The following is a 22,623-nucleotide window of genomic DNA, read 5'->3' on the forward strand; positions in this document are numbered from 1 at the left end:
ATGCTGGTGATATAACGATTCAGACCCTCAGTTTATTCCAGTCCCACGATGCTTCTTTCATCCGCCGCATCATGAGCCGGCATCGTCGTCCCCCCTTCAGCAGTCTGCTGCTGGCCTGCGCCCTGGCCAGCGCGCTGCTGCAAGCCGCAGCGGTACAGGCCAGGGACGACGCCGATGGCGGCCGCGAGTCGCAGGCCCGCGAGCGAGGCGATGCCGGGCGCGGCGGTGAACATGCAGTCCGTGACAGTGCGCGCCAGGAGCAGAACCGCAGCGAGAGTCGCGGCGAAAGACATGGTGATGCCCTCAGGCCGGAGACCAGGACAGCGCAGGACGCCGTCAAGGCACAGGCCGATGCGCAGAAGGACGCCCGCAAACTCGCCGAGGACAGCGCCAGGGAGCAGGCCAAGGCGGCTGAGGATGCGGACAAGGAACAGGGCAAGGACGAACACAACGAACGCAAGGAAGCGGTGCCGCGCAGCGAGGGCGCGCTGCACGCGCTGGAACGACTGCACATCGAACGCGATGCGCAGGGGCTGGAGCGCGTGCAGGGCGAGGTGCTGGTGGTCGGCGGCGCGGAACTCGCCGGTCGTGTTCGCGACGCCGGCTACCGGGTGCTCGCCGAGCAGAGACTCGCCGAGCGTGAGGAGCTGATGTTGCGCGTGGCCCTGGCCAGCTCGCGGACGCTGGAGCAGACCCTGACCGAGCTGCGCACGCTGCTGCCAGCGGCCTGGATCGCACCGAACCACATCTACCGACCTTCGGCGAGCACGCGCGCAGCGGCGCCGGCAACGGAGCGCGGCGACGCCAAGGCGATGCCGATCCCGGCGCGCGGCGCCGGCAACACCATCGGCCTGCTCGACACCGGCGCCGATCCTCGCAGCCCGCTGCTGACAGCGGCGCTGCAGCACATGCAGAGCTTCACACGCAACACTTACACAGCACGCGCCCACGGCACGCTGGTGGCGGAACTCGCGGCCTCACGCGGCGCGAGTCTGGCCGTCGCGGATGTCTTTGCTGCCGACGAGGATGATTTTCTGGTGGCGCCGGCGGACGCCATGGCCGCCGCGCTGTCCTGGCTGCTCGCCCAGCATGTGGCCGTGATCAACATCAGCATCGAAGGGCCGGACAACGCGATCATGGCCCTGATGATCCGCCGCGCCATCGCTGCGGGTGTAGTCGTCGTGGCGGCGGCAGGCAACCGCGGGCCTGCGGCGGCGCCAGCGTATCCGGCGGCCTATCCCGACGTGATCGCGGTCACCGCCATCGACCGCGACGGGCAGGTCTACCGCCGGGCCAATCATGGCAGCTACATCAGCTTCGCCGCGCCGGGTGTCAACATCGTCAGTGCCGGACATTCCTACGACGGCAAGCCGGTATCCGGCACCTCGTTCGCGGCGCCGCAGATTGCAGCCCTGGCCGCCGAACAGCTGCTGGTGCCGAGCAGCGACAGCCTGCCGGCTGCGACACGCGTGATGGCCCAGCTGCGTCGCCAGGCCCGCGATCTCGGTGTCGCAGGATTCGATCCCGTCTACGGCTGGGGCGTACCCGAAGCCGCGACCGCCGGCGCCGGCTCGTATCGCTGAAGCGCGGCTGATCAGGCCGCCGCCTTCAGCGCCTCACCGCCCAGCACCGCCTGCAGATCCTTGAGCAGCGCGGCCAGCTCGCCGGACATCAGCGCGAACTCGGCATCGAACTGTTCCTGGGCACTGAGCGTGCCGGCCTCTTCGCGCGCCTTTTCGATGTCCTCGAAGCGCAGCTTCTTGATCTCGAACTTGTCGGTGAGCAGAAAAGTCGCCCGCACGTTCCAGCGCAGACCCAGGCGCGTCACCAGCTTGCCGCCGGCGATGTGCTGGCGGATTTCCGCGCCGTCGAGTGCATGGCGCAGGTAGCGGATGGTGGGCTTCACCGCATCCTTGCCGCTGAGCTCGCATTCCTGATCGATATCGAAAGTGCCCGGCGCCTGGCCGGCGGAGAGCCAGCCGGTCATCGCCATCGACGGCGACTGCGCCAGCTCCGGCAGTTCCAGATTCAGGCCCGGCACCGCGTCGCGCAGCATCTCCAGCAGTTCCTCGGCGCGCGCCGGCGAGGCCGCGTCCACCACCAGCCAGCCGGAAGCCGGATCGAGCCAGGCGCGGGTGACGCGGCGCTTGGCGAAGGCGCGCGGCATCAGCTCGGCGGTGACCGCGTCCTTGATGTCGCGCAGCTGCTTGCGGCCAGGCTTGAAGCCCTGGCGCTGCTCCAGTTCCTGCGCACGTTGCTCCGTTTCCTGGCGCACCACGGCGGCGGGCAGGATTTTCTGCTCCACGCCCAGCGCGATCAGCATCTGCCGGCCCTGGCCGTAGACCAGCTGCTCGGTGCCGGGCACTTTCACCCAGCCCCGGCTCTGCGGATTGAGACCGATGCAAGGCTGCAGCTGGCGCGGCGACAGGCGTTCTTCCAGAGCACCGGGGGCCAGCGTCCACTCGCCTGCCAGACGATAGGTCTGCAGATTCTTGAACCACATGGGAGGGATCGTCCTTAAAAAGTCGTTGACGCGACCACGGCGGGCCGCGCAAAAGCGGGCGGCGATTCTAGCAAGCCCGCGCTGTTCTTTTTCGAAGCGCTCGCTATCCTGAGCGCCCCTCGCCGCCCGCCCCGTCATGTCCCGTTCCGAAACCTTGCAGCCCGCACCGATCTGGCGCCGCCTCGCCGCCTCGGTTTACGACGGACTCTTGCTGCTGGGCCTGTGGATGTCAGCCATCCTGGTCGAGGAAGTGCTGCGCGCCCTGTTCGGTTTCGGGCACGCCTGGGCGGCGCTGCGCGCGTATCTGTTGCTGCTGGGCTTCTGCTTTTTCGGCTGGTCCTGGACGCATGGTGGCCAGACCCTGGGCATGCGCGCCTGGCGCCTGCGCGTGGACAGCGCGTACGGCCCCGGTCTGCGCTGGCCGGCGGCCCTGAGCCGTTACGCCCTGCTGCTGTGCTGCTGGGGCGTGAGCCTGGCGCCGCTGCTGGCGCGTCTGCCGCAGGTGCGTGAAGAGCCCCTGGCGCGGCCGGTCACCCTGGTCTGCCTGACCCTGCTGGTACTGGGCTTCACCGCGATGCGCCTGGACCGTCTGCGTCGCGGTCCGCAGGATCACCTCAGCGGCAGCCTCGTGGTGCTGCTGCCCAGGACGCCGGGCTAGCGGTCTGTTGCCCGCCAGGCGAGCCATAACACCGTGTCCTTCGGTCCATGGCGGCGCTGCAAATCCTGGCGATAGCGCTGCTGGTGCTGCGGTTTGCGCCTTGCCGCGAACCAGGGTCCATCGATTTCATGCGTGCCGCCCGCCCGGCTTCACTTGGCCGGCGGCGGTGCCGGGCGCTGAATCAGCGGCTGCAGATTGCTCATCACCTGCTTGGCGTCGAAGGCTTTCACGTTGTCGTCGGCCTTGGCGCCGGAAAACATCAGCACATTGGCCTGCGCCTCGTACTGCGTGATCGGCGTGACGCTGGACACCCCGGTGGCAAAGCGCGGCCGCCACCAGTAGCCGCCGAAGCCATCGTAGTTTTCGATGTAGCGGGTATTGGCCTCGGTGCCGTCGGAGACCAGCACGAAGTAATCGTAGCCATTGGCCACGGTCAGCTCGGCGGCGCGATACAGCAGGTAGTTCTCCACGGTCTGCTTGGGCGTGGAGGAGTTGCCGTTGAAGGTGACCCGGAAGCGGTTCTTCTCGATGCGCTGCTCGAAATAACCATAGCCCTGGTTTTCCGGTTGATACGGCGTGGCCGTGGCGCAGGCGGCGAGCACGCCCAGCAGCGACAGCGCAAGGCCAGTGCGCAGCAGAACGGCGGCAGAGATTGAGTCGGACATAAGACACTCCAGAAGATCGGCCCGGACCCAGCCGGGTTTCGCCATATTAACCATGACCGGGCTTTCAGCCGGCTTGTTCCCGCATCGCGGTCGCAAGGCAAACCGAAAAAAGCAGCGGCAGCCCGGCGCAAAGGCCCCATAAGCACCCGTTTTTTAAAAGCTTGCCCTCTTGTGGCGGGACTGCCAGGCGCTAGAATGCCGGCTCGCCCGGGCGACTGAACGCAGCGCATTCCAATGCCGCGCAGGGCGGACGCCATCCCATCAACCAAAAGGCTTCCCAAGTTTTCCATGGAATATTTTGTAAAAAGCGGCAGTCCGGAAAAGCAGCGCGTGGCTTGCGTGATCGTGGGCATCTTCGACCGGCGCTCGCCCAGCACGGCCGCCGCCGCCATCGAGGAAGTCAGCGACGGCGCCATCGCCTCGGTGATGCGTCGCGGCGACATGGACGGCAAGCTCGGCGCCACGCTGCTGCTGCACAATGTCCCCGGCATCTTCGCTGATCGCGTGCTGCTGGTGGGCCTGGGCAAGGAACGCAATTTCGACGAAGCCGCCTATCGCCGCGTGCACGTGGCCGCCGCCCGCGCCCTGCGCAACACCGGCGCCATCGACGCGGTGTCTTACCTGAGCCATCTGCCGGTGAAGTCGCGCGACTTCCACTGGAACGTGCAGCAGGCGGTGCTGGCCACCGAGGACAGCTACTACCGCTTCGACGACTGCCGTGGCGAGAAGGCGCGCGAGGAAATCACGCCGCCCAAGCTGGAGCGCTACACCTTCGACGTGCCGCGCCGCTCCGACCTGCCGGCCGGCGAGCGCGGCCTGGCCGAAGCCCTGGCGATCGCCAAGGGCGTGGCCCTGACCAAGAACCTGGGCAACCTGCCGGGCAATCTCTGCACGCCCACGTATCTGGCCGAGCAGGCCAAGAAGATGCCGGCGCCGATCAAGGCCAAGGTGCTGGAGAAGGCCGACATGGAGCGCCTGGGCATGGGCGCGCTGCTGTCGGTGGCCAAGGGCTCCAGCCAGCCGCCGAAGCTGATCGTCATGGAATATCTGAAGGGCAAGAAGGGCGAAAAGCCCATCGCCCTGGTCGGCAAGGGTCTGACCTTCGACGCCGGCGGCATCTCCATCAAGCCGGCCGCCGGCATGGACGAGATGAAGTTCGACATGTGCGGCGGCGCCTCGGTGTTCGGCGCTCTGCTCGCCATCGCCGAACTCAAGCTGCCGGTGAACGTGGTGGGCGTGATCGCCGCCACCGAAAACCTGCTCAATGGCGAGGCCAACAAGCCCGGCGACATCGTCACCAGCATGGCCGGCATCACCATCGAGGTGCTCAACACCGATGCCGAAGGCCGCCTGATTCTCTGCGACGCGCTGACCTACGTGGAGCGCGAGTACGAGCCCAGCCTGTGCATCGACATGGCCACGCTCACCGGCGCCTGCGTGGTGGCCCTGGGCAGCCCGGCCAGCGGCTTGTTCACCAACACCCCGGCCCTGGGCCGCGCGCTGATCGCTGCCGGCGAACAGAGCGGCGACCGCGTCTGGGAACTGCCGCTGTGGTCCGACTACGACGACAACATCAAGAGCGAGTTCGCCGACATCGCCAACATCGCCACCCGCAACGGCAAGGAAGCCGGCGCCATCATCGGTGCCACCTTCCTGCACCGTTTCACGCGCAAGATGAAGTGGGCGCATCTGGACATCGCCGGCACCGCCTGGGTGGGCAAGAAGGCCTCCGGTCGTCCGGTGCCGCTGCTGGTGCAGTACCTGCTCAATCTGGTCGCCAAGCAGGACGATAACGGCTGAAGGCAGCGCTTGAAGCTGCCGCACCGCAGGGTCTGAGGAGAGAGGTTTGAAGCTGCAAGTCGTGTCGCGGGCGCTGCAACGGGAGCGCTGGTGCTGGCCGCTGGCCATGGCGCTGATGGCCGGCGCCTATCTGCTGATGGACATGAACTGGCGCGACACCGCGCTGGCGCTGATCATCTACAGCTGCGGCCGCTTCCTGCTGCGCCAGTTCGCACCCCAGGCGCTGCACGGCGCACTGCAGCGTGTCTGGCTCACGGCCTTCGTGCTGGACCTGGGCGTCAAGTCCTTCCTGATCTCGGTCTACCAGACCAAGCCGGACGCGGTGCTGATCATCGACTCGCTGAGCAACACCAACTCCGGCGAGACCTTCGAGTTCATCGAGCAGTACTGGCGGCTGATCGGCCTGTTCCTGGGTGAGACCCTGCTGGTCGGCGTGCTGCTCTGGCGCCTGCTGCCGGCCGTGCAGGCCCGCAGCCGCGTCTCGCGCATCGGCGGTCTGGTGGTGCTGGCGCTGGTGCTGGGCCTGCAGTTCAACCCCACCTTCCGCCGCAACAATCCCTTCTACTTCTGGCCCAGCCAGGTCGGCAGCTACACAGCCTTCCAGAAGAACATCAAGACGCTGGGGCAGAAGCGCGAAGTGGCACGCCGCGAAATGCAGACGCAGTGGCAGCCGGTGTACCAGGGTCCGGCGCAGGACACGGTGGTGGTGGCGCTGGGCGAAAGCACCAGCCGCTGGGACTGGCAGCTCTACGGGTATCCGCGCCAGACCAATCCACAGCTGGCCAAGCTGGGCGATGAGCTGCTGGTGTTCCGCGATGTGCTCTCCGGCGCCGGCGGCACGGTGTCCTCGTTCAAGCTGATGCTGACGCCGCGCGATCTGCACAACCAGCTCGACGACGAGTCCTCACCCAGCGTGATGCTGCTGGCCAAGGCCGCCGGCTACAAGACCTTCTGGATTTCCAACCAGCACGACCGCTACATCAACCCGCGCTTCGCCGAGGAAGCCGACGAGATGCATTTGGTCAACACCGGCGGCGGCCGCGGCGACCGCAAGCTCGACGAAGGCGTGCTGCCTTACTACGAACAGGCGCTGCGCGATCCGGCGCCGCGCAAGCTGATCGTGGTGCATCTGCTGGGCGCGCATCCGGACTATGCGCTGCGCTCGCCCGATGACTTCAAGCGCTTCGACGGCGACCAGGACGCGGTGGGCCAGGCGCTCAAGGCCAGGGGCCGCAATGCCTGGGTGCGTTACGAGCGCGACGTCTACGACGACGCCATGCTCTACCAGGACCACATCCTCGCCAGGCTGCTGGACACGCTGAAGGCCAGCAGCGGCGGCAGCAGCGCCTCCTTCCTCTACACCTCCGATCACGCCCAGGAAGTGGGCCATACCCGCGACTTCGCCGGCCATTCCGGCGAGGAGCCGGGCCAGGTGGTGCCGCTGCTGATCTGGCTGTCCTCGCCCCTGCCCGCACCGCAGGCACAGGCCCTGGAGCAGCGTCCCTACCAGACCGACCGTCTGGACTGGACGCTGCTGGATCTGCTGCACATCAAGACCCGTCGCGATCTGCCCGGCGCCAGCCTGCTCTCGGCCGACTACCACGCCCTGCCGCGCTATCTGGTCAACCACCCACGCCAGCCGTATCAGCCCTCGACGCGGGCGCCAGTACCCTGATCGCGCATACAATGCGCGCATGACGCGCATCGATTTCTACATCCTGCCGGAAGGCGCCAACGGCGCCGCCGGCCCGGTGATGACGGCCTGCAAGCTTTGCGACAAGGCGGTGTCGGCCGGACACCGCGTCTACGTGCACCTGCCCGACGCGACGCTGGCCGAAGAGCTGGACGGCGCGCTGTGGAGCTTCCGCCAGGGCGGTTTCGTGGCGCACGAACGCTACGAGGGCAAGCCCCTGGAAGAACCGCTGCCGATGGTGCTGATCGGCACGCAGGAACCGCCGGACAGCCACCACGGCGTGATGCTCAACATGAGCCTCGAAGTGCCCGACTTCTTCAGCCGCTTCGAGCGCGTGCTGGAGATCGTGCCAGGTGACAACCACAGCCGCGGCAAGTCGCGCGAGCGCTACCGCTATTACCGCGACCGCGGCTACGAACTGAGCAGTCACAACCTGTGAAACACCACGCTCTCGCTTACGCGGCCCTGCCCCTGCTGGCGGCCTGCAGCCTATTCAATCCCAAGCCCGATGCGGCGCTGGTGAGCCAGGTACACGCGGCCCTGCCCCTGGGCATGACGCTGGAAAAGGCCGAGGAAACCCTGCACCAGATGAACTTCGATTGCGAACGCCGCCACGGGGCCTACACCGATGAAGCCGGCGGCAATCACGAAGACCAGCGCTTTGCGCTCTGCGTGCAGCGGCCCACCAAGCTGGTGAGCTTCGCCTGCGACAACCGCAATCAGGTGGTGCTGGTGCCCGATGCCAACCAGAACCTCGCCGTGGTCGCCGTCAGCCGTGGGCCCTACTGCGCCGGACAATGAGCGGCCGCCGCCGCGCCATCGTTCCCGCACCAGCGGGAATCCAGGTCCGGCCCGCGAGGCAAAGCCGCGCTTTCCAGTTCCGCATTGGCGGGCCTGAGCGCAGGGCCAGGTCCAGAGTCAAACCCGTCACGATGATTTTCGCCCGCAGCCTTCGCGGGCCTCAGAAGCGAAGCAAACAACATGGACAAGACTTTCGAGCCGCGCGAGGTCGAAGCGCGCTGGCGTGAATTCTGGGAAAGCCAGGGCTGCTATGCGCCCAGCGGCACGGGCGAGCCCTACAGCATCATGATTCCGCCGCCCAATGTCACCGGCACCCTGCACATGGGTCATGCCTTCCAGCACACGGTGATGGACGCGCTGATCCGCCACGCGCGCATGTGCGGCCGCGACACGCTCTGGCAGCCGGGCACCGATCACGCCGGCATCGCCACGCAGATGGTGGTGGAGCGCAATCTCAAGCTGGCCGGCGGACCCAGCCGCCATGAACTGGGCCGCGAGAAGTTCATCGAGAAGGTCTGGGAGTGGAAGCAGTATTCCGCCGGCACCATCGGCGGCCAGATCCGTCGCATGGGCTCCTCCGTGGACTGGTCGCGCGAAGCCTTCACCATGGACCCCGGCTACTCCAAGGCCGTGATCGAGCACTTCGTGAAGCTGCACGAAGCGGGCCTGATCTATCGCGGCAAGCGTCTGGTGAACTGGGACCCGGTGCTGCTCACCGCGATCTCCGATCTGGAAGTGGTGAGCGAGGAGGAAAACGGCAAGCTCTGGCATTTCCGCTATCCGCTCGCCGACGGCTCGGGGCATCTGGTGGTGGCCACCACGCGCCCGGAAACCATGCTCGGCGACACCGCCGTGGCCGTGCATCCTGAAGACGCCCGTTACCAGCACCTCATCGGCAAGACCGTGAAGCTGCCGCTGGTGAATCGCGAGATTCCCATCGTAGGCGACGATTACGTGGACAAGGACTTCGGCAGCGGCTGCGTGAAGATCACGCCGGCGCATGATTTCAACGACTATGCCCTGGGGCAGCGGCATGGTCTGCCGATGCTCAACATCTTCACGCCCACCGCGCATCTCAACGAGGAGGTGCCGGCGGGCTATCGCGGCCTGGAGCGCTACGCCGCACGCAAGCAGATCGTCGCCGATCTGGAAGCCCTCGGCCTGGTCGAGAAGATCGAAGACCACAAGCTGAAGGTGCCGCGCGGTGATCGCAGCGGCGCGGTGGTGGAGCCTTATCTCACCGATCAGTGGTTCGTGGACCTCACGCGCGAGACGCGCCACGACGGCCAGCCCGGCCCGGGCGGTCTGCTCGCCATCACCAAGCCGGCGATCGAGGCCGTGGCCTCCGGCCGCGTGCGCTTCGTGCCGGACAACTGGAAGACCACCTACTTCCAGTGGCTGAACAACATCCAGGACTGGTGCATCAGCCGCCAGCTCTGGTGGGGCCATCGCATTCCGGCCTGGTACGACGCGCAGGGCAAGATCTACGTCGCGCGCAGCGAAGCCGAGGTGCGCAGCAAGTATCAGCTGGACGCCAGCCTCACGCTCACGCAGGACACCGACGTCTTCGACACCTGGTTCTCCTCCGACATCTGGCCGATGGCCACGCAAGGCTGGCCGGAACCGACCGAAGCCCTGAAGAAGTACTACCCGTCCAGCGTGCTGGTCACGGGTTTCGACATCATCTTCTTCTGGGTCGCGCGCATGGTGATGATGGGCCAGTACTTCATGAACGAGGTGCCGTTCCGCGAGGTCTACATCACCGGCCTGGTGCGCGATCCCGAAGGCAACAAGATGTCCAAGTCCAAGGGCAATGTCCTGGACCCGCTGGACGTGGTGGACGGCATCAGCCTCGATGAACTCGTGAAGAAGCGCACCACCGGCCTGATGAAGCCGGAGACCGCGCCCAAGATCGAGGCCAAGACCCGCAAGGATTATCCGAACGGCATCGAAGCCGTGGGCGTGGACGCGCTGCGCTTCACCTTCGCCGCGCTGGCCACGCAGGGCCGCGACATCCGCTTCGACGCCGGCCGCGCGGCGGGCTATCGCAACTTCTGCAACAAGATCTGGAACGCGGCGCGCTATGTGCTGATGAACGCTGAAGGCCAGGACTGCGCGCAGGACGGCGGCAGCGACTATGCGCTCTCCGAAGCCGACCGCTGGATCATCTCGCGCCTGCAGAAGCTGGAAGCCGAGGCCGCCGAGCACTTCGCCAGCTACCGCTTCGACCTGCTCGCACAGGCGCTCTACCAGTTCATCTGGAACGAGTACTGCGACTGGTATCTGGAACTCTCCAAGCCGGCCTTGCAGCAAGGCTCGGCCGCGCAGCAGCGCGGCACGCGCCGCACCCTGGTGCGCGTGCTGGAAACCTGGCTGCGCCTGCTGCATCCGCTGATGCCCTTCATCACCGAAGAGATCTGGCAGCGCGTTGCGCCGCTGGCCGGCGTGAGCGGCGCCACGCTGATGCAGCAGCGCTATCCGCAGGCTGTAGCAGAGAAGATCGACGAAGCCTCCGAAGCCGATATCGAATGGCTCAAGGCCTTCATTCTCGGCGTGCGCCAGATTCGCGGCGAGATGAACATCGCGCCGGGCAAGATCCTGCCGCTGCTGCTGCAGAACGCCGGCGATGCCGACCGCGCGCGACTGACGCGCCTGCAGCAGGCCATCGAATTCCTGGCCCGCGTGGAAGCACCGCGCGTGCTGGCCGCCGATGAAGCGGCGCCGCAGTCGGCGACCGCGCTGCTGGGGGCGATGAAGCTGCTGGTGCCGATGGCGGGCCTGATCGACAAGGACGCCGAGCTGGCGCGTCTGGCCAAGCAGATCGCCAAGCTGGAAAGCGATCTGGGCAAGACCCAGACCCGCATCGAAAATCCCAACTTCGGCAAGGCCCCGGAAGCGGTTCAGCAGCAGGCGCGCGAGCTGCACGCCAAGCAGCTGGCCGATCTGGCCGCGCTACAGGACCAGATCGAGCGCATCCGCGCGCTCTGACAGGGTGAGGCAAAAGTGCATCCCTGCACTTTTGCCTGTCGCTTCGAGAAGGCATGGCTTTTCTCCGCTCCCGACCATCAGGCGCTTGCAGCGCCTGATGGTCGTTGGCACCGTGCCGAATACTTCGTTTTCAGCACACTGCTCAGGCAGCGGCATCCGCCGCACGCCGGCACGGACTCGCCTCAGCCGGGCTGACTCTCCACGTATTCGCGGATGGTCCGCACAAAGCTCTGCCCGTACTGCTCCAGCTTGCGGCTGCCCACGCCGTTGATCTCGGCAAACGCCGTCAGGGTCTGCGGCTGGGTCTGCGCCATTTCGCGCAGGCTGGCATCGCTGAACACCATGTAGGGCGGCAGGTTCTGCTCATCGGCCAGTGATTTGCGCAGCGCGCGCAAGGTTTCGAACAGCGACAGATCGCCCGGCGCCAGCGCCGGAGCAGCGCTCCTGGTTTTGCGCTTTTCCTTGCGCTGGCGTTCCGGCGGCGGCGCAAGCTGCACGCGACGCTCGCCCTTGAGCACGGCGCGGGAGTCGTTGTTGAGCTTTAAGACCGGATAGCCGTCGGTGGTTTCATCGAGCAGGCCCTGGTGCAGACAGGCGCGCAGCAGCACGCGCCACTGATCCTGGCTGCGTGACTTGCCGATGCCATAGGTGGACAGCTGCTGATGTCCGCGATCGATCAGCTTCTGGCCCTGCGAGCCGCGCAGGATGTCGATCACATGCGCCGCGCCATAGCGCTCGCCGCGCTGCGCCAGCCGCGCCACGCAGGACAGCAGCTGCTGCGCTTCCAGGGTCCAGTCCTCCAGCACGCGCGGTTCGGTGCAGTTGTCGCAGGCGCCGCAGTTGCCGGAAAAGCTCTCGCCGAAGTAACGCAGCTGCACCGCGCGCCGGCATTCGCTGGACTCGGCATAGTCCAGCACCTGGCGCAGCTGCTGGCGTGCGACGCGCTGCTCCTGTTCCAGGGGCTCGCCGGTCTGCGGATGGATTTTCTGCGCGATGAAGTATTCGGCGGTGTGGATGTCCCCCAGTCCGAAGTACAGCACGCAGCGCGCCGGCTCACCGTCGCGGCCGGCGCGGCCGGCTTCCTGGTAATAGCCCTCGATGCTGCGCGGCAGATCGTAGTGCAGCACCCAGCGCACATCGGGCTTGTTGATGCCCATGCCGAAGGCCACGGTGGCGATCATCACTTGCACATCGTCGCGGATGAAGCGCTCCTGGTGCGTGCGACGCGTCTCGGCATTGAGGCCGGCGTGATAAGCCAGCACGCTGATGCCGTCGGCCGCCAGGCGCGCGGCGAGTTCATCGACCCGCTTGCGCGACAGGCAATAGATGATGCCGGAGCCGCCCTCGCGCGCCTGCTTGAGCAGCTCGGCATAGGTCTGCGAAGTCTTGGGCCGCACCGCGTAGTACAGGTTCGGACGATTGAAGCTGGACAGATGCAGGGCCGGCTCGTGCAGCTGCAGCTGCGCGACGATGTCCTGGCGCACCCGCTGCGTCGCAGTGGCGGTGAAGGCGAATACCGGCACCTGCGGCAGATGCGCGCGCAGGCTGCCCAGCTGGCGATACTCGGGACGGAAGTCATGGCCCCACTCGGAAACGCAGTGCGCCTCGTCGATGGTCAGCGCGCCGATGCCCACGCTGCCCAGCAGACGCGGCAGCAGGCCGTCGAGAAACTCCGGCATCAGCAGCCGCTCGGGCGCCAGGTACAGCAGCTTGTATTCACCGCGCTGCAGGGCGGCAATGCGCGCGCCGGCCTCTTGGCCGCTGAGCGATGAATTGAGAAAGGTGGCGGCGATGCCCATTTCCTGCAGCAGCCGCACCTGATCCTGCATCAGCGCGATCAGCGGTGAAACCACCAGCATCAGCCCGGGCCGCAGCAGCGCCGGCAGCTGGAAGCACAGCGACTTGCCGCCGCCGGTGGGCATGATCGCCAGCAGATCGCGACCGGCCAGCGCATCGCGCACCACCGCTTCCTGACCGGGACGGAAATGATCGAAGCCGAACCAGCGCTTCAGCTCGGCGTGCAGCGGGTCGGCGGCGTGATCGGGCAGCGCGCTCATGCCAGTCCCAGCACCTCACGGCCCGAGCCCAGCATCGCGCCGGCGATCTCCTGCTCCGACATCACCGTGAGACTGGCTCCGCACTGCTGCAGATGCAGCAGCTCGGCATCCGAGTGCGCACGCGCCACGATCAGCAGCCCGGCATTGGCCTGGCGCGCCTGCTTCACCACCTGCCCCGCCTCGAAAGCCTGGGGAATGGCCACGAACAGACAGCGCGCCTGCGCCAGATTGGCGGCGGCCAGCACCTGGGCTTGTGCGGCATTGCCCAGCAGCAGCTCCGCGCCATCTTCACGGGCCTGCGCGGCCGGCTTGTCGCGATCCTCGATCACCAGATAAGGCCTGCCGCCGGCGCGCAGGCCGGCGGCGATGCGGCTGCCGACGCGGCCGTAACCCACCACCACCGCGTGCTGTGAAAGACGGGTGCCGGCGAGCAGCGCTTCGGGTGAAGGCGAGGCCAGCGGTCGGCGGCCGCGCCGCTCGGCGATGGCGAAGGCCAGCGGATTGAACAGAATCGAGGCGATGGCGCCGGCCAGAATCAGATCCTGCGCCTGCGCCAGAAACAGTTCGAGTGAACGGCCCAGCGTGGCGAGGATGAAGGAGAACTCGCCGATCTGCGCCAGGCTCGCGGCGATGGTCAGCGCCGTGGTCTGCGCATAGCCGAAGGCGCGCACGATGTAGAAGGCGGCAATGGACTTGCCGATCAGAATGATCGCCAGGGTCGCGAGCAGCTGCAGCGGCGCGCGCAGCACGATGGCCGGATCGAACAGCATGCCCACCGAGACGAAGAACAAGACCGCAAAGGCTTCGCGCAGCGGCAGCGATTCCTCGGCGGCGCGATGCGCCAGCGGCGACTCGGCCAGAATCATTCCGGCGAAGAAGGCGCCGAGCGCGAAGGACACATCGAACAGGTAGGCCGCGCCCAGGGCCACGCCCAGCGCGCAGGCCAGCACCGAGAGATTGAACAGCTCGCGCGAGCCGGTGGCGGCCACCCAGTCGAGCAGACGCGGAATCACCCGCCGTCCCACCAGCATCATCACCGCCACGAAGGCCGCGACCTTGCCCAGGGTCAGCGCCAGCGCGCCGGCGATACCGGCCCAGCGCAGCTCGCCGCCGCCCAGCGCGTCTGCGAGCACCGGAATCAGCACCAGGGCCAGCACCATCGCCAGGTCTTCGACGATCAGCCAGCCCACGGCGATGCGGCCACGCTCGCTGTCGAGCAGACGCCGGTCCTGCAGCGCGCGCAGCAGCACCACGGTGCTCGCCACCGACAAGGCCAGACCGAACACCAGACCGCCGCCCAGAGGCCAGCCCAGCAGCAGCGCCAGGCCGGCACCGAGCAGGGTCGCCACCGCGATCTGCACCAGCGCGCCGGGCAGCGCGATGCGCCGCACCGCGAGCAGCTCCTTGAGCGAAAAATGCAGACCCACGCCGAACATCAGCAGGATCACGCCCAGCTCGGCGAGTTCGGCGGCGAGGCTTTGATCGGCGACGAAGCCCGGTGTGTTGGGGCCGATCAGCACGCCGGCGAGCAGATAACCCACCAGCGGCGGCAGGCGCAGGCGCTGCGCCAGCGCGCCGAAGATGAAGGCGAGCACCAGGCCGGCGACGATGGTCGCAATCAGGGGCGTCGGATGGTGCATACGAGATATCCCGGGGGGAATGGACGCGAGCGACCCAGGATAATGCCTGAGCCGGCGCCTCGATGTGAGGCGCACGGCACTGTCATCGCACTCAAACCTCGGCGCGATTGCCCTCGCGTTCCAGCCAGTCCTTGCGATCACCCGCGCGCTTCTTGGCGAGCAGCATGTCCACCACCGGATCGGCGGGAGACTCATCGAGCGTGAGCTGCACCAGACGGCGCGTATCCGGCGTCATCGTCGTTTCGCGCAGCTGCAGCGGATTCATCTCGCCCAGACCCTTGAAGCGCGTGACCTGCGGCTTGGCGCGACTGCCCTCCGCCACGAGCCGGTCCAGCACACCGTTCTTCTCGGCCTCGTCGAGCGCGTAGAACACCTGCTTGCCGGCGTCGATGCGAAACAGCGGCGGCATCGCGATGTAGATGTGTCCGGCTTCCACCAGCGGCCGGTAGTGCTTGAGAAACAGCGCGCACAAGAGCGTGGCGATGTGCAGGCCGTCGGAGTCGGCATCGGCCAGCACGCAGATCTTGCCGTAGCGCAGGCCGCTGATGTCGGGGCTGCCGGGGTCCACGCCGATGGCCACCGAGATGTCGTGGATTTCCTGCGAACCCAGCGCCTCGTTGGCGTCCACTTCCCAGGTGTTGAGAATCTTGCCGCGCAGCGGCATCACCGCCTGGAACTCGCGATCACGCGCCTGCTTGGCGCTGCCGCCGGCCGAATCGCCTTCAACCAGAAACAGCTCGGTGCGGCCCGGATCGCTGGACACGCAGTCGGCAAGCTTGCCGGGCAGCGCCGGACCGCTGGTGATCTTCTTGCGCACCACCTGCTTGGCGAGCTTGAGGCGGGCATTGGCATTGGCGATCACCAGCTGCGCGATCTGCTCGCCGGCCTCGGTGTTCTGGTTCAGCCAGAGACTGAAGGAGTCGTGCACCACGCCCTGCACGAAGGCGGCGGTTTCACGCGAGGACAGACGCTCCTTGGTCTGGCCGGCGAACTGCGGGTCCTGCATCTTGATGCTGAGCACATAGGCGCAGCCGTTCCACACGTCTTCCGGCGTGAGCTTCAGACCACGCGGCAGCAGATTGCGGAATTCGCAGAACTCGCGAATCGCTTCGGTAAGGCCGGTGCGCAGTCCGTTGACATGCGTGCCGCCCTGCGCGGTGGGAATCAGATTGACGTAGCTCTCCGCCACCGGCTCGCCGCGCGGGCCGTCCTGATTGAGCCACACCAGTGCCCACTCGGCCTCTTCACGCGCGGCCTTGAACTGACCGATGAAAGGCTCCGGCGGCAGGGTCTCGGCGCCGGCCAGGGCGTCCTTCAGATAATCCGGCAAACCGTTCTCGTACTGCCAGACCACTTCCTCGTTGTGGATGCGGTCGCTGAGCGTGACCTTGAGATTCGGACACAGCACGGCCTTGGCGCGCAGCACCTGCTTGAGGCGCGGCACCGCGAACTTGGGCGAATCGAAATACTTGGCGTCCGGCCAGAAGCGCACCGTGGTGCCGCGCCTGTTCTTGGCCACTGCGCCCACGGCCTTGAGCTTCTGCGAGACCTCGCCGTCGGCGAACACGATCAGGTATTCCTGAGCGTCGCGGAACACCCGCACTTCCAGACGCGTGGACAGCGCGTTGACCACCGACACGCCCACGCCGTGCAGGCCGCCGGAGTACTGGTACATCTTGTTGGAGAACTTCGCGCCCGAGTGCAGCTTGGTGAGAATCAGCTCCACACCGCTGACCTTGTGCACCGGATGCAGGTCCACCGGCATGCCGCGACCGTCGTCGGCCACCTCCAGCGAACCGTCCTCGTGCAGGATCACGTTGACGCTCTTGCAGTAGCCGGCCAGGGCCTCGTCCACCGCGTTGTCGATGACTTCCTGCGCCAGATGGTTGGGGCGCGTGGTGTCGGTGTACATGCCGGGGCGCTTGCGCACCGGGTCCAGGCCCTGCAGGACTTCAATCGCTGCGGCGCTGTAATTTTGCTCGGAGGCCATGATCGGGAAGGGCTGACAGCTCGGGGAGGGCGCGACCTTAGCCAAGGCGGCACAGGCCCGCAAGATTGACAGATGGCTGCGCGCGCCGCCGTGCTTTGGGTAGACTGCGCGTCCTCCCCGCTTCAGGCAGCGCAAGACCAGCATGGCCCGCAGCAAGACCGAGTCTCCCCCCGCCGACAACGACCCGGTTGGCGCCTTCGAAGCTGCCATGCAGGAGCTGGAAACCATCGTGCAGTCCCTGGAACACGGCGAGCTGAAGCTGGAGGAATCGCTGCGCCTGTTCGAGCGCGGCACCCAGCTGGCGCAGCAATGCCGTCAGGCCCTGCAGAGCGCCGAGCTGAAAGTGCAGGAACTCAGCGCCGGCAACGGCGACGAGAGCGCGTGAACGCCTCGTTTGCCGCGCGGCTCGACGAGTACCGCAGCCGCCTCCAGCAGAACCTGGACCGCTGGCTGCCGCCGGCCAGCCACTACCCCGCCCGTCTGCACGAGGCCATGCGTTATGCCTGCGAGGGCGGCAAGCGTCTGCGTCCGCTGCTGGTCTACGCCGCCGGCGAGGTGCTGCAGCTGCCGCCGCGCAAGCTCGATGCCGCCGCCTGCGCGGTGGAGCTGATTCACGTCTATTCGCTGGTGCACGACGATCTGCCGGCCATGGACGACGACGATCTGCGTCGCGGCCGTCCCACCACGCACAAGGCCTATGACGAGGCCACTGCGATTCTGGTCGGCGACGGCTTGCAGACCCTGGCCTTTCAGCTGCTGGCGGCGGACCGCGATTCGGGTCTGACGGCCGCGCAGCGCCTGGCCATGGTGGAAATCCTGGCCGAGGCCGCCGGTTCGCGCGGCATGGTCGGCGGCCAGGCCGTGGATCTGGCGGCGGAAGGACAGTCGCTGACGCTGGCCGAACTCGAAGCCCTGCACATCCACAAGACCGGCGCGATGATTCTGGCCTGCCTGCGCCTGGCCTGCGCGACGGACGACACGCTCAGCGCCGAGTCGCGCGCCGCGCTGGCGCATTACGGCAAGTGCATCGGGCTGGCCTTCCAGATCCAGGACGATGTGCTGGACATCGAGGGCAATGCCGCCAGCCTGGGCAAGACCGCCGGCAAGGACGAGGCGCATCTGAAATCCACCTACCCCTCGGTGATGGGCCTGCCGGCCGCCAAGGCCCGCGCCGCCGAGCTGTTCGCCGACGCCGCTGCATCCCTGGCTTTGTTCAATGACGCCGCAGAACCCCTGCTGTGGCTGGCCCGCCATATCGAGGCCCGCCAGAGCTGAGACACTGCGCACCAAGTTGGTTCGGGCATGGTGATTGCCCGATAATGCACGGTCCAAAAAATTCTTAACTTCCAGTTCCACGCCCCGCCCGTATGAGTGACATACCCGGTTACGCCCTGCTCGGTCTTATCCGCACGCCCGATGAGCTGCGGAAAATGGCTGTCGAGGATCTTCCCGCGCTGGCGGTGGAGATGCGCCGCTATCTGATCGAAACCCTGGGGCGTGTCGGCGGCCATTTCGCGGCCAATCTGGGCACGGTGGAGCTGTCGCTGGCCCTGCACTGGTGCTTCGACACGCCGCGTGACCGCATCGTCTGGGACGTGGGCCATCAGGCTTATCCGCACAAGATGCTCACCGGCCGGCGCGAGCGCCTGGAAACCATCCGCCGTCTCGGCGGCCTGGCGCCGTTCTGCCTGCGCGCGGAAAGCGAGTACGACACCTTCGGCGTGGGCCACTCCTCCACCTCGATCTCGGCGGCGGCCGGCATGGCTGCGGCGGCGCGCGTGAAGCAGGAACAGCGGCGCGTGGTGGCGGTGATCGGCGACGGCGGCATGACCGGCGGCATGGCCTTCGAGGCCCTGAACCACGCCGGGCACCTGAAGCTGGACATGCTGGTGATCTACAACGACAACGACATGTCGATCTCGGAGAACGTCGGTGCCCTGCGCGACCACTCCGCGCGCCTGATGAAGAAGCTGGGCATCACCGCCCCGCATGCCGCGCGCGAACCGCAGGCCGAGCACAACGAGGCGCATCTGGATCATCCCGGCGCGATGTTCGAGACCTTTGGCTTCCGCTACAGCGGGCCCGTCGACGGCCACGACCTGCCGGCGCTGATGGCCAAGCTCGACGAGCTGAAGAACGCCAAGGGTCCGCAGCTGCTGCACCTCATCACCACCAAGGGCAAGGGTTTCGAGCCGGCCGAGGCCGATCCCATCGGCTATCACGGCATCACGCAGTTCGATCCGGTCACCGGCGCCTTCCCTGCCAAGAAACCCGCCGCCGCGCCCAGCTACACGCAGGTGTTCGGACAATGGCTGTGCCAGGCCGCCGAGCGCGATCCGGCCGTGGTCGGCATCACGCCGGCGATGCGCGAGGGCTCGGGCCTGGTGGAATTCTCGCAGCGTTTCCCCGAACGCTATTTCGACGTCGGCATCGCCGAGCAGCATGCGGTGACACTCGCCGCCGGTCTGGCCTGCGAGGGCCTCAAGCCGGTCTGCGCGATCTACTCCACCTTCCTGCAGCGCGGCTACGACCAGCTGATTCACGATGTCGCCATCCAGAATCTGCCGGTGCTGTTCGCCCTGGATCGCGGCGGTCTGGTCGGCGCCGACGGCGCCACGCATCACGGCGCCTTTGATCTGTCCTACCTGCGCTGCATTCCGAATCTGGTGGTAATGGCGCCTTCGGATGAAAACGAATGCCGTCGCATGCTCAGCACCGGCCTGTCCCTGAGCCAGCCCAGCGCCGTGCGTTATCCGCGCGGCAACGGCACCGGCGTGGCCTGCGAGGCCGAGCCCAAGCCGCTGAGCCTGGGCAAGGGCCGCATCGTGCGCGAAGCCCACGGCCGCCGCCGGCCGCGCGTGGCGATTCTGGCCTTCGGCGCGATGGTGCATCCGGCCCTGGAAGCGGCCGAGATTCTCGATGCAGTGGTGGCCGACATGCGCTTCGTGAAGCCCTTGGACGCCGAGCTGATTCTGCAGCTGGCCAATGACAATGATCTGCTGGTCACTGTCGAGGACAATGCCCGCATCGGCGGCGCCGGCTCCGGCGTGAACGAGGTTCTGCTGGCGCAGCATCAGAGCGTGCCGGTGCTGAACCTGGGTCTGCCGGACCAGTTCGTGGAGCACGGCACGCGCGAAGAGCTTCTGGCGCAATGTGGCCTCGACACCGCCGGCATCCTGCGCGCGATCCAGCGTCGCCTGCGCAGCCGCGACCTGGACGAAACCGCCCGCAGCAAGCGCGGCACCTGAGCGCAGGGCCCGGCGAGGCCGCCGAGCCGTCGCCGCGAACGGTGGCGCGGACTACGGTGCGCGCGCGCCGAACCAGGCCAGCTTGGCCCTCAGACGCACCACCTCGCCCACCATCAGCAGGGCCGGCCGCTTGATGCTGCCGGCATCGATCTGTGCGGGCAGTTCGGCGAGCGTGCTGGCGATGACTTGCTGCTGCGCCGTGGTGCCATCGATCACCACGGCTGCCGGCCAGTCGCCGGGCAGGCCATGGGCGATGAGCTGCTGACAGATCAGCCCCAGGGTCTGCAGGCCCATGTAGAACACCACGGTCTGGCCGCGACGCGCGAGCTGGTCCCAGTGCAGTTCCAGCTGACCATCCTTGCGGGCATGACCGGTGACGAACACACAGCTCTGCGCATAATCGCGATGCGTGAGCGGAATGCCGGCATACGCGGCGCAACCGGAGGCGGCGGTGACGCCCGGCACCACCTGGAAGGCCACGCCATGTGCCATCAGGGTTTCGATCTCCTCGCCGCCGCGCCCGAAGATGAAGGGATCACCGCCTTTGAGCCGCAGCACGCGCCGACCGGCCTGCGCCTGGCGCACCAGCTCGGCATTGATCTCGTCCTGCGGCACGGTGTGCAGATTGCGCGACTTGCCGACGAAGATGCGCGTGGCATCGCGACGCACCAGCTCCATGATCGCGTCGGAGACCAGGCGGTCGTAGAGCACCACATCGCACTGCTGCATCAGGCGCAGCGCGCGGAAGGTGAGCAGATCCGGATCGCCCGGCCCGGCGCCGACCAGATACACCTCACCCTTCGGCCTGGCCTGGGCGATGGCCGCATCCAGCTCCGCCAGGGCGCCGGCCTCGTTGCCGCGCAGCAGCGCCTCGGCACCGGCGCCATCGACGAAACGCTCCCAGACGCCGCGACGCAGGCTCTGCTCCAGCGTCTTCACGCGCGCACGATGGGTCTGCATGAATGCAGCCAGGCGGCCATAAGCGGCCGGAATCTGTGCCTCCAGGCGCTCGCGCAGACGCCGCGCCAGCACCGGTGCACCACCACCGCTGCCGATGGCCAGCAGCAAGGGACTGCGGTCGACGATGGCCGGCATCACGAAGCTGCTGGCAGCGGCATCGTCCACGACATTCACCGGCACCCGCCGCTCACGCGCAGCGGCCGCGAAACGCGCATTGAGTCCGGCATCGTCGCTGGCCGCCACCGCCAGCGTGCAGCCGTCCAGTTGTGCAGGCTCGAACTCGGCGGCGAGGTGCCGGACCCGATCGGCAGCCACCAGCGCCGCCACCTCCTCGTTGAGCGCCCGCGCCACCAGCCGCACCTGTGCCTGCGCACGCAGCAACAGACGCAGCTTGCGCGCCGCCACCTCGCCGCCGCCCAGCAGGAGCACCGGCTCGGCCTGCAGACGCAGGAAGACGGGAAAGTAAGGCCAGGGGGCTTCGTCGCTCATAGGGGCGGCAGCTTAACGAGCGGCCTGGCGACGCCTCAAGGCAAAATCGCTCATTCGAGCTCAGCCCGCCATAAAGAAAGACAAAAAAAATATAGGCAACTTAGACCCAGATCGAATATAAAGCTGCCATGAAACTTCGACAGCTGCATTACATCCATGAGGTGGCCCAGCGCGGACTCAATGTCACCGCTGCAGCCGAGGCCCTGTTCACCTCCCAGCCCGGCGTCAGCAAGCAGATCCGCATGCTGGAAGAAGAGCTGGGCGTGGATATCTTCGTGCGCAATGGCAAGCACCTCACCGAGATCACCCCGGCCGGCCAGCGCATTCTGGATTACGCGCAGCGCCTGCTGTCGGAAGCCGACAATATCCGCCGCGTGGCCGAGGAATTCCACGACGCGGACCGCGGCGATCTGGCCATAGCCACCACGCATACCCAGGCGCGTTATGCCCTGCCGCAGGTGATTGCGCCGTTTCGCAAGCGCTATCCCAAGGTCAACCTGCATCTGCATCAGGGTTCGCCGCCGCAGATCGCCAAAATGGCTTCCGAGGGCCAGGCGGATTTCGCCATCGCCACCGAGGCCATGCATCACTTCGATAATCTGGTGATGCTGCCCTGCTACCGCTGGAACCGCAGCATCCTGGTGCCGCCGAACCATCCGCTGGCGACCAAGCGCAAGCTGAGCCTGGCGGACATCGCCGCCCATCCGGTGATCACCTACACCTTCGGTTTCACCGGCCGCTCGAAGCTGGACCAGGCTTTCGCCGCGCACGGCCTGCGCCCGAACGTGGTGCTGACCGCCGTGGACGCCGACGTGATCAAGACTTACGTGCGCCTGGGGCTGGGCATCGGCATCGTCGCCGCCATGGCTTACGACGAGCGCATCGACAAGGACCTGGTCAACCTGCCGGCCGATCATCTGTTCGAGCCCAGCGTCACGCACATCGGCTTCCGGCGCAGCCTGTTCCTGCGCGGTTATATGTATGAATTTCTTGCGCTGTTCGCGCCGCATCTGACGCGCGCCGTGGTGGACGAAATTGCCTCGATCACCGAAGCCGAGCAGCGTCAGGCCCGGGTGGCCGAGCTGATCAAGCAGCTTCCGGAAGCAGAATAACTTTTCGATCTAAGCTTAG

17 protein-coding genes are annotated in these 22,623 nt (G+C 66.9%); 11 read left to right on the forward strand and 6 right to left on the reverse strand.

Annotated elements, in window-relative coordinates:
• Positions 1-71: 71 nt before the first annotated feature.
• Complete coding sequence (locus BMY12_RS02225) at positions 72-1,583, forward strand: S8 family serine peptidase (RefSeq protein ID WP_093281372.1); 1,512 nt, start codon at positions 72-74, stop codon at positions 1,581-1,583.
• 11 nt (positions 1,584-1,594) lie between these two features.
• Here the strand turns inward: BMY12_RS02225 and BMY12_RS02230 are convergent, their stop codons facing one another.
• Entirely contained in the window at positions 1,595-2,503 is a 909-nt protein-coding gene (locus BMY12_RS02230; RefSeq protein ID WP_093281375.1) for a recombination-associated protein RdgC, read from the reverse strand.
• Between the two features lie 136 nt (positions 2,504-2,639).
• Here BMY12_RS02230 and BMY12_RS02235 point away from each other — a divergent pair, with 136 nt between their 5' ends.
• Complete coding sequence (locus BMY12_RS02235) at positions 2,640-3,161, forward strand: RDD family protein (protein WP_093281378.1); 522 nt, start codon at positions 2,640-2,642, stop codon at positions 3,159-3,161.
• A gap of 149 nt (positions 3,162-3,310) precedes the next feature.
• Here the strand turns inward: BMY12_RS02235 and BMY12_RS02240 are convergent, their stop codons facing one another.
• Positions 3,311-3,826 carry a CC0125/CC1285 family lipoprotein gene (locus BMY12_RS02240; RefSeq protein WP_245732312.1) on the reverse strand — a complete coding sequence of 172 codons (516 nt, stop codon included), beginning with the start codon at positions 3,824-3,826 and terminating at the stop codon, positions 3,311-3,313.
• Between the two features lie 288 nt (positions 3,827-4,114).
• On the opposite strand from BMY12_RS02240, the gene BMY12_RS02245 reads away from it, so the two are divergent.
• The 5 genes from BMY12_RS02245 to BMY12_RS02265 all read left to right on the forward strand — a co-directional run bounded on the left by BMY12_RS02245 (position 4,115) and on the right by BMY12_RS02265 (position 11,108).
• Positions 4,115-5,626, forward strand: coding sequence for a leucyl aminopeptidase (locus BMY12_RS02245; protein ID WP_093281380.1), 1,512 nt, complete (start codon positions 4,115-4,117; stop codon positions 5,624-5,626).
• Between the two features lie 46 nt (positions 5,627-5,672).
• On the forward strand, positions 5,673-7,301 hold the full coding sequence (locus tag BMY12_RS02250) for a phosphoethanolamine transferase (RefSeq protein WP_093281383.1): 1,629 nt from the start codon (positions 5,673-5,675) through the stop codon (positions 7,299-7,301).
• 19 nt (positions 7,302-7,320) lie between these two features.
• Positions 7,321-7,758 carry a DNA polymerase III subunit chi gene (locus BMY12_RS02255; RefSeq protein WP_093281385.1) on the forward strand — a complete coding sequence of 146 codons (438 nt, stop codon included), beginning with the start codon at positions 7,321-7,323 and terminating at the stop codon, positions 7,756-7,758.
• Complete coding sequence (locus BMY12_RS02260) at positions 7,755-8,120, forward strand: hypothetical protein (protein WP_093281388.1); 366 nt, start codon at positions 7,755-7,757, stop codon at positions 8,118-8,120. Before BMY12_RS02255 ends, BMY12_RS02260 begins: the two co-directional genes overlap by 4 nt.
• Positions 8,121-8,300: 180 nt before the next feature.
• The gene (locus tag BMY12_RS02265; RefSeq protein WP_093281390.1) at positions 8,301-11,108 is read left to right on the forward strand and encodes a valine--tRNA ligase; all 2,808 of its coding nucleotides are present in this window, start codon (positions 8,301-8,303) and stop codon (positions 11,106-11,108) included.
• A gap of 182 nt (positions 11,109-11,290) precedes the next feature.
• Here BMY12_RS02265 and recQ read toward each other — a convergent pair whose 3' ends face one another.
• The 3 genes from recQ to parE form a co-directional block, all read right to left on the reverse strand.
• Entirely contained in the window at positions 11,291-13,165 is a 1,875-nt protein-coding gene (recQ, locus tag BMY12_RS02270; protein ID WP_093281393.1) for a DNA helicase RecQ, read from the reverse strand.
• Positions 13,162-14,805 (reverse strand): cation:proton antiporter domain-containing protein, encoded by a 1,644-nt coding sequence (locus BMY12_RS02275; RefSeq protein ID WP_093281395.1) that lies wholly within the window; start codon positions 14,803-14,805, stop codon positions 13,162-13,164. Before BMY12_RS02275 ends, recQ begins: the two co-directional genes overlap by 4 nt.
• 91 nt (positions 14,806-14,896) lie before the next feature.
• Positions 14,897-16,795: a DNA topoisomerase IV subunit B gene (gene parE, locus BMY12_RS02280; RefSeq protein ID WP_093281398.1), complete on the reverse strand. Its 1,899-nt coding sequence runs from the start codon at positions 16,793-16,795 to the stop codon at positions 14,897-14,899.
• Positions 16,796-16,937: 142 nt separating this feature from the next.
• On the opposite strand from parE, the gene BMY12_RS02285 reads away from it, so the two are divergent.
• The 3 genes from BMY12_RS02285 (at position 16,938) to dxs (ending at position 20,043) form a co-directional block, all read left to right on the forward strand.
• Positions 16,938-17,180 carry an exodeoxyribonuclease VII small subunit gene (locus BMY12_RS02285; RefSeq protein WP_093281401.1) on the forward strand — a complete coding sequence of 81 codons (243 nt, stop codon included), beginning with the start codon at positions 16,938-16,940 and terminating at the stop codon, positions 17,178-17,180.
• Positions 17,177-18,070 carry a polyprenyl synthetase family protein gene (locus tag BMY12_RS02290; RefSeq protein WP_093281404.1) on the forward strand — a complete coding sequence of 298 codons (894 nt, stop codon included), beginning with the start codon at positions 17,177-17,179 and terminating at the stop codon, positions 18,068-18,070. The genes BMY12_RS02285 and BMY12_RS02290 overlap by 4 nt, the downstream gene beginning before the upstream one ends.
• A gap of 92 nt (positions 18,071-18,162) precedes the next feature.
• A complete protein-coding gene (dxs, locus tag BMY12_RS02295) occupies positions 18,163-20,043 on the forward strand; it encodes a 1-deoxy-D-xylulose-5-phosphate synthase (protein ID WP_093281406.1) in 1,881 nt (626 codons plus the stop codon).
• 51 nt (positions 20,044-20,094) lie between these two features.
• Here the strand turns inward: dxs and cysG are convergent, their stop codons facing one another.
• Positions 20,095-21,492, reverse strand: coding sequence for a siroheme synthase CysG (gene cysG, locus BMY12_RS02300; RefSeq protein ID WP_093281409.1), 1,398 nt, complete (start codon positions 21,490-21,492; stop codon positions 20,095-20,097).
• Positions 21,493-21,620: 128 nt separating this feature from the next.
• On the opposite strand from cysG, the gene cysB reads away from it, so the two are divergent.
• Positions 21,621-22,604 carry an HTH-type transcriptional regulator CysB gene (gene cysB / locus BMY12_RS02305; protein WP_093281411.1) on the forward strand — a complete coding sequence of 328 codons (984 nt, stop codon included), beginning with the start codon at positions 21,621-21,623 and terminating at the stop codon, positions 22,602-22,604.
• The last annotated feature ends 19 nt before the right edge of the window (positions 22,605-22,623 follow it).

This window comes from Solimonas aquatica (assembly GCF_900111015.1).
In the GTDB taxonomy this organism is placed as follows: Bacteria; Pseudomonadota; Gammaproteobacteria; order Nevskiales; family Nevskiaceae; genus Solimonas; species Solimonas aquatica.

What these genes read in the sequence shown, in the direction of transcription:
- BMY12_RS02225 (WP_093281372.1), top strand. Translation starts at nt 72, where the DNA reads ATGAGCCGGCATCGTCGTCCCCCCTTCAGCAGTCTGCTGCTGGCCTGC.
- BMY12_RS02230 (WP_093281375.1), bottom strand. Translation starts at nt 2,503, where the DNA reads ATGTGGTTCAAGAATCTGCAGACCTATCGTCTGGCAGGCGAGTGGACG.
- BMY12_RS02235 (WP_093281378.1), top strand. Translation starts at nt 2,640, where the DNA reads ATGTCCCGTTCCGAAACCTTGCAGCCCGCACCGATCTGGCGCCGCCTC.
- BMY12_RS02240 (WP_245732312.1), bottom strand. Translation starts at nt 3,826, where the DNA reads ATGTCCGACTCAATCTCTGCCGCCGTTCTGCTGCGCACTGGCCTTGCG.
- BMY12_RS02245 (WP_093281380.1), top strand. Translation starts at nt 4,115, where the DNA reads ATGGAATATTTTGTAAAAAGCGGCAGTCCGGAAAAGCAGCGCGTGGCT.
- BMY12_RS02255 (WP_093281385.1), top strand. Translation starts at nt 7,321, where the DNA reads ATGACGCGCATCGATTTCTACATCCTGCCGGAAGGCGCCAACGGCGCC.
- BMY12_RS02265 (WP_093281390.1), top strand. Translation starts at nt 8,301, where the DNA reads ATGGACAAGACTTTCGAGCCGCGCGAGGTCGAAGCGCGCTGGCGTGAA.
- recQ (WP_093281393.1), bottom strand. Translation starts at nt 13,165, where the DNA reads ATGAGCGCGCTGCCCGATCACGCCGCCGACCCGCTGCACGCCGAGCTG.
- BMY12_RS02275 (WP_093281395.1), bottom strand. Translation starts at nt 14,805, where the DNA reads ATGCACCATCCGACGCCCCTGATTGCGACCATCGTCGCCGGCCTGGTG.
- parE (WP_093281398.1), bottom strand. Translation starts at nt 16,795, where the DNA reads ATGGCCTCCGAGCAAAATTACAGCGCCGCAGCGATTGAAGTCCTGCAG.
- BMY12_RS02285 (WP_093281401.1), top strand. Translation starts at nt 16,938, where the DNA reads ATGGCCCGCAGCAAGACCGAGTCTCCCCCCGCCGACAACGACCCGGTT.
- dxs (WP_093281406.1), top strand. Translation starts at nt 18,163, where the DNA reads ATGAGTGACATACCCGGTTACGCCCTGCTCGGTCTTATCCGCACGCCC.
- cysG (WP_093281409.1), bottom strand. Translation starts at nt 21,492, where the DNA reads ATGAGCGACGAAGCCCCCTGGCCTTACTTTCCCGTCTTCCTGCGTCTG.
- cysB (WP_093281411.1), top strand. Translation starts at nt 21,621, where the DNA reads ATGAAACTTCGACAGCTGCATTACATCCATGAGGTGGCCCAGCGCGGA.